Source organism: Komagataeibacter diospyri (genome assembly GCF_006538165.1).
Taxonomy (GTDB): Bacteria; Pseudomonadota; Alphaproteobacteria; order Acetobacterales; family Acetobacteraceae; genus Komagataeibacter; species Komagataeibacter diospyri.
In genome coordinates this window covers 26153-32314 of the sequence record NZ_BDLU01000036.1, presented here as the reverse complement: position 1 = coordinate 32314, position 6162 = coordinate 26153, and the positions used below count along the sequence as shown (strand labels likewise).

General features: G+C 55.6%; 5 protein-coding genes, 1 pseudogene and 1 riboswitch. Of the genes and pseudogenes, 2 read left to right on the top strand and 4 right to left on the bottom strand.

The annotated features are described in order from the left end of the window. Window positions 1-86: 86 nt before the first annotated feature. Window positions 87-416, bottom strand: a pseudogene (locus MSKU9_RS08565) (DUF6525 family protein). Further along, window positions 409-1641, bottom strand: a complete 1233-nt coding sequence (locus MSKU9_RS08560) for a GTP-binding protein (protein WP_141260900.1) — start codon at window positions 1639-1641, stop codon at window positions 409-411. The pseudogene MSKU9_RS08565 and the gene MSKU9_RS08560 overlap by 8 nt, the downstream one beginning before the upstream one ends. A gap of 68 nt (window positions 1642-1709) precedes the next feature. On the opposite strand from MSKU9_RS08560, the gene MSKU9_RS08555 reads away from it, so the two are divergent. Then, window positions 1710-2303: a DUF1826 domain-containing protein gene (locus MSKU9_RS08555; RefSeq protein ID WP_141260899.1), complete on the top strand. Its 594-nt coding sequence runs from the start codon at window positions 1710-1712 to the stop codon at window positions 2301-2303. Window positions 2304-2701: 398 nt separating this feature from the next. Here the strand turns inward: MSKU9_RS08555 and MSKU9_RS08550 are convergent, their stop codons facing one another. Both MSKU9_RS08550 and MSKU9_RS08545 read right to left on the bottom strand, forming a co-directional pair. Continuing rightward, a complete protein-coding gene (locus tag MSKU9_RS08550; RefSeq protein ID WP_084758504.1) occupies window positions 2702-3484 on the bottom strand; it encodes a CbtA family protein in 783 nt (260 codons plus the stop codon). 13 nt (window positions 3485-3497) lie between these two features. Next, window positions 3498-3710: a CbtB domain-containing protein gene (locus MSKU9_RS08545; protein ID WP_084758506.1), complete on the bottom strand. Its 213-nt coding sequence runs from the start codon at window positions 3708-3710 to the stop codon at window positions 3498-3500. A 330-nt stretch (window positions 3711-4040) separates the two neighbouring features. Then, window positions 4041-4272, top strand: a riboswitch (cobalamin riboswitch). 154 nt (window positions 4273-4426) lie between these two features. Here MSKU9_RS08545 and MSKU9_RS08540 point away from each other — a divergent pair. Next, complete coding sequence (locus MSKU9_RS08540) at window positions 4427-6064, top strand: carbohydrate porin (protein ID WP_227002427.1); 1638 nt, start codon at window positions 4427-4429, stop codon at window positions 6062-6064. Window positions 6065-6162 lie beyond the last annotated feature (98 nt).

The following is a 6162-nucleotide window of genomic DNA, read 5'->3' as shown; positions in this document are numbered from 1 at the left end:
GCTACGATAAACTGAAATCGACCTTCCTCGCAGCCGTGCAGTTCGCCTCAATCATCATCCTGCTTAACTGACGACACACCATAATTTTATCTCAGTACTGACACGCAGGCTGCATCATGCGGCAGATCCATGCCGTAGGCTTCGCTGTAGCGCGAAGCAAAAGCTTCCCGCTACAGCCTCTCGCAATAGTCAAGATACCGGATCAGGGCCCGCTCGGCGCGCGTCGTGCGGCCATAGAGCCTTTTATAATGCTGCCACAGCATCATCACATTGACCGACCAGGCATCATAGGCATGCGCTGCCACCCGTTTGCGGATTGCTGCGGGAAGCGCGTCAAAGGCTGCCCAGTCATTACCCTCATACCGCCGCCACATCTCGTGCCGTAAGGTCCGCTCGTTATCCGCCAGCCTACGCATCCGCCATTTCTCCGTTCCCCCAGACCGGGAACGGGTCAGGCAGATGGGCAAACAGCAGCGGGTCAAACCGCTCCAGATCAAGCTCCGGTACAAGGCAGGCATCCAGAACCGCGCAAAGGCCAGTATCGTCCATCTCCGGTGTGCCGATAAACACGATTTCCTGTCGGCGGTCCCCATAAACCGCGTGCCATTTCGACAGGATCAGATCCCGCCATTCATCACTCTCCGGCCACTGGTTTTTAGGTATCGTCACCCACCAGCGCCCCATTGCCTGCGTGCGCACGAGTGCACCGGCCTGCCCCAGGTCACCCACCCATTGCGGGCGGGTCGCCAGCCAGAAATGGCCCTTCGCCCGGATCACGCCCGGCCACGCAGAGTCGATGAAGGCCTTGAACCGTTCGGGCACCAGCGGACGGCGGGCGCGCCAGACAAAAGTGTGGATGCCATATTCCTCGGTCTCGGGAACATGATTCCGAAATTCGAAAAGCTCTTTGTACCACAGCGGATGCTTATGGGCCCGATCGTAATCGAAGCGGTGCGTATCCAGAATGCGCGTGCAGGGCACGACGCCCTGGTCCGTTTCGATAATATCCGCATCGGCGTTCAGGGCCTGGATAACCAGCCGTGTAGCCTCGCGCTGCGCCGCGGTTGCACTCGAGACCTTGTTCAGCACCACGACATCGGCAAACTCGATCTGCTCGACCAGCAGGTCAACCAGCGCCCTGTCATCCCCATCGCCTGCCGTCTCGCCCCGATCGCGCAGGAAATCCGTTGAAGCGTAATCCTTCAGCAGGTTGACGGCATCGACCACGGTTACCATCGTATCCAGCCGCGCGATGTCAGACAGGCTTTCGCCCTCCTCGTCACGGAACTCGAATGTCGCCGCAACCGGAAGGGGTTCCGCAATTCCTGTCGATTCAATCAGCAGGTAATCGAAGCGGCCTTCTTCCGCGAGGCGCCTTACTTCCAGTAGCAGATCATCACGCAGCGTGCAGCAGATGCAGCCATTGCTCATCTCCACAAGCGTTTCGTTCGTTCGGGACAGATCGCTGCCCTCGCGCACCAGATCCGCGTCAATGTTCACATCGCTCATGTCATTGACGATCACCGCGACTTTCCGGCCTTCGCGATTATTGAGCACGTGATTGAGGAGCGTTGTCTTGCCAGCCCCCAGAAAGCCGGAAAGAACTGTTACCGGAAGTCTTTCGCGCATGACGGACACCATTCATTCGGTTGCGATCCGCCGAACCTATATGTTACGTTATAATATAACAATCCCTAAAGGACTTCGACATGAGATCGGCCTGCCCGACCCGCCAGCGCCTTGCCATTCCGGCCGCATTCCAGGACATCGACAGAAGCGACTGTTTCATCGTTCAGGAAGAGCGTCACATGGGGCAGGACGTCACGCAGGCTGCAGCATCATGGAATGCCCATGGCCCGGATCTGTTTCTGCGTCGAGGCACCATTAAAATTCTTGAAGCCGGGTTGCGCGCCGTCCTGCCTGCAGGCACGCAGGCGCTTGCAGAAGACGCCCTGAAGCTTGCCCGTCGTTATCAGCGTCTGTCAGGTACGGCCGAACTCCGCTTCCGACTGGAAAAGATCCGTCATGACAGTTGCCGCCGCTTTCATGTTGATCAGGTCCCATTACGTTTCCTGTGCACCTACACCGGTCCCGGGGTTCAATGGAAATACGCTGACAGTGAGACTATCCATGAAACGCCAGCGGGCTGGATTACCCTTCTGAAAGGGCGATTATACCCCGGTTGGTCGACAAAGAGGGCGGTGCTTCACCGTTCGCCGCCTCTCTCTGATCTCCTGGTACCTGTCACACGCCTGCTTCTGACCCTTGACCATCCTGACGCGTGTGGCATGGAACGACAATGACGCCTTATACGCCGTAGCGTCCAGGCTCCTTTCGGCTGGAATCCTTACCCTTCTGGATAACGTGACCGCCCTATCGCAACGCAATTCAAGCTGTCGGTGCGATAGACCATCCAGATTATTATGGTCAGACCGTATCAACCCGGGACAATCGCTCCTTTGGTTGAGGCGATGACCTGTAGCGCAGAGCAGAGATGAAGAAGGGACGCCATCTGGTAGCGCGAGGTTGCCGCCCGCTCTTGCGCCGGTCGACGCACGAGGAAATCGACAACTGAAACAGAAAATCGTGATGATATCGGCGAGTTTCCTGAAATATCAGGATAAAATTTTATGATTGTGGTTGAGTGTCTGGCGCGACTTCAAGCCAACGCCAGTTCTCATGTTTTAAATTTTACGCCGTTTTAATGAACATGAAGCTGAGCTTTAGCGCCACTACGATATCCAAACCGGTTTCGATTTGCATATTCAGTAAAAGCACCGAACCCCAGACCCAGTGTGGCCCACATGATGATCTGCATGCCTAAGGAGTCGATCCTGAAATTCCAGAGCAGATCAGCAGGAAAGTTGGAGGGGACTTCATTAACCGCAGGAAGTAATTCGCCTGTCGTAAAAACAATCAGAATATAACACGCGCCTGCAAGATAGGTTGCTGTCCATGTATTATACTGCTGACGTAAGCGTCCCTGAAGCATTGTTGCTACGATCATCCCAAGTAGGGATACCAACATCATTATAAAATATAATTCTGTCCGCATGCCAATTGTATCCGGATTTCCAACGGATGGTGGGTTGGCAGGATATTTGATGCTTGGCACCACATATACTGCAATAATACCGGTTATCGCCAGCAGGACAGACACAACGCGAGGGTCTGTGCTTCTCATGCGCCCGTTTGCATAAGAAAATACGAGGGCGAAAAGCCCACCAAACGCTGTCGAATAAACCATTACACCTGTAAGCAATCCGTAACTGGCTTGAAGTTTCCGGCTTACAAGTTCCGGCTCTTCAACATCGTGGATGCCTCGCTCCAGATCTGCTTTGGCTTTGGCCTCGTCCATGGCAGATTCAAATGCAATGGCATGATCGACCTGTGGTTCTCCAAAAACTTTTGCGAAACTGAATACCAGAATGCCGGCCAGAAAACCGACAAGCATTCCGCGAATAAGTAGGGTACGGACCATCATTCTGTTTTCCATGTCAGTGGCAGGGAAAACCCAGAAGATGACGACTGTCATGCACCCACTCGTGGACGTACATGCCAGGGATAATTGATGTCGCCCCTTCTTCTGCGCCGACAAAATAAAGGGCCAGAAGCATCAACAGGCCGAAAATCAACCATGGCGCTATCTCCCTGACGGGAATGGGCGCGGGAGAGGGGATGGCGTGGGAACCTATTGCGGTATCAGACATTTTATACGACTCCTCAGGAAAAATGCGTCCTGTTTCGCTCGGAATGGAGCCATGCGCGGGTCTGACTTTCGGGTAGAACAAGTGCGTTCTACACCAGTTTACAGTGGCGCAACCGTGCCGGAATTTCACCAGCTTCCGCGTTAATGGCCTGCAGGGGTATAGTCCACTCTTCCTTAATCTAAAACTCCTAAAAGGGTATGGTCTGACATAATTTGACACGAACCATGATGGTTACAGGTGAAATGCCCATGCGCAGGCGATCAATATCCGTCAGGAATGGTTTTCTTCAATTCTCCTGCCTTGCGTTTTTTGGCACAAGACTTTTATAACGCTGTCTATCAAGTCGACGGTCCCGTGCGAACGGGTGAAAAGGGAATGTCGTATAACTCTGGCTGGGGGATGTTTCCCCGGGAGTTCAGTCGATAACTGCCCCCGCAACTGTAGACGGCGAGCGTTGTGTCCTCAGCTACCAATTGGGTAGCAGCCACTGACTTCGGTTGGGAAGGCGGACGTAACGTGATGACCCGTGAGTCAGGAGACCTACCGTCGAGTCCAGATATGTCGCCGGGCGGGTGGAGCCGGAGGCGGATCAAGGCGTAATGCATTTTCTTCTTTGACGCTCTGTCGCGATGGCATGCGTGTTCGTTTCCCGGTCGGGAAATGACAGCATTCGGAATTGTTGCTCTTTTACCGACGCTCCCCGACAGGCTCTTTTCATGACATTTTTTGACTCTCCGTGCGTTACGCGACGCTCGGCTCGTGTGCTTTTGATCAACTCCACTCTGGTAGGAAGCCTCTTCGCATACTCAGCCGCTTACGCTCAGGCCCCTCAGACCCAGATCGAGGAAGATCGGGCGCGTCTTGGCAACTCCACTCCGCTGGTTGAGCAGATCGACCCAGCAACCATACGTGATTCGGAGCGCGCACAAGCCGATGCTGCAGAAAAGGCGGCAGGTGACGATAAACTCGACACCAGTGGAAATCTGCTGGGCAACATGTGGGGCGCGCGGTCGTGGATGTACAGGCACGGCATCAGCTTCGACATTCAGGAAGTCGATGAACTCTGGGGCAACGGCACCGGCGGTTCGGCCTCGGGCAATGATGGCGCGGCAGGCTCGGGCACCGGCCCGTCCTATGATGGCGTGACCATGCCGACGCTTACCATCGATACCGAAAAGCTGTTCGGGCTGAAGGGTGGCCTGTTCAATGTCAGCGCGCTGCAGACCCGCGGGCGCTCGATCTCGCAGGACCATCTGGCCAATTTCAACCCCGTCAGTGGGTTCGAGGCCGACCGCTCCACCCGCCTGTTCGAACTGTGGTACCAGCAGTCTTTCCTCGGCGGCAAGCTGGACGTAAAGATCGGCCAGCAGGATCTCGATACCGAATTCCTGATCAGCGATTATGCTTCCCTTTACCTCAACGCCAATTTCGGCTGGCCGATGGCGCCTTCGGTCAACCTGTATGGCGGCGGCCCGTCCTGGCCGCTCTCATCCCCTGCCATCCGCATCCGCTACCGGCCCAGCGAGAAGTTCACCTTCATGTTCGCCGCAGCGGACGACAACCCGCCGGGGAACCGCTACAATTCCACCCCCATCCAGCAGGCCACAGGCTCCATCAGCGGCTACAATTCCGACCCCACCAGCCAGACCTATGATGGCGCCAACGGTACCAATTTCAACATGGGCACCGGCGCGCTGCTGATGACCGAACTGCAATATGCACTCAACCCGCAGCCGGCCGACATGTCGAACGTGACCAAAAACCCCGGCCTGCCAGGCGTGTACAAGCTGGGCGGGTTCTATGATACCGCGAAGTTCGCCGACTACCGCTACAATCGCAATGGCGGTTCGCTAGGGGCTGCAGTGGCAAACGCCATCAACACCACGCCACAGAGCGACCTGACCCCACGCTGGGATCGGGGTAACTGGATGGTCTACGGCATCATCGATCAGATGATCTGGCGACCCTCGTTAACATCGGCCCGCTCGGTTGGCGTGTTCGTACGCGCTACGGGTAATGGCGGCGATCGTAACCAGATCAGCTTCGCCATTGACGCAGGACTGAACCTGAAGGCGCCGTTCAGGGGGCGTGACAACGACACGATCGGTCTGGGCTGGGGCATCGGTCGCGCCAGTTCCGGCCTGCGGCAATTTGATCGAGATAGCCAGACGCTTGTGCAGGGCAATGAAAACCACCTTGAACTGACCTATCAGGCGCAGGTCACGCCGTGGATGGTGATGCAGCCTGACTTCCAGTACGTCTGGCACCCTTCGGGCGGAGCGCCGGACTGGACCGGTCTGCGCCGCGTGGGTGACGAAGCGATCTTCGGCCTGCACAGTAGCATTACTTTTTAGGAAGAAATACATATATAGATAGTATTAATTTATATTGCAGTGAAATCATACAGAACGTGCAAACATGCTCAGAAATTGGGTGTATTCAGTCGTCTGAT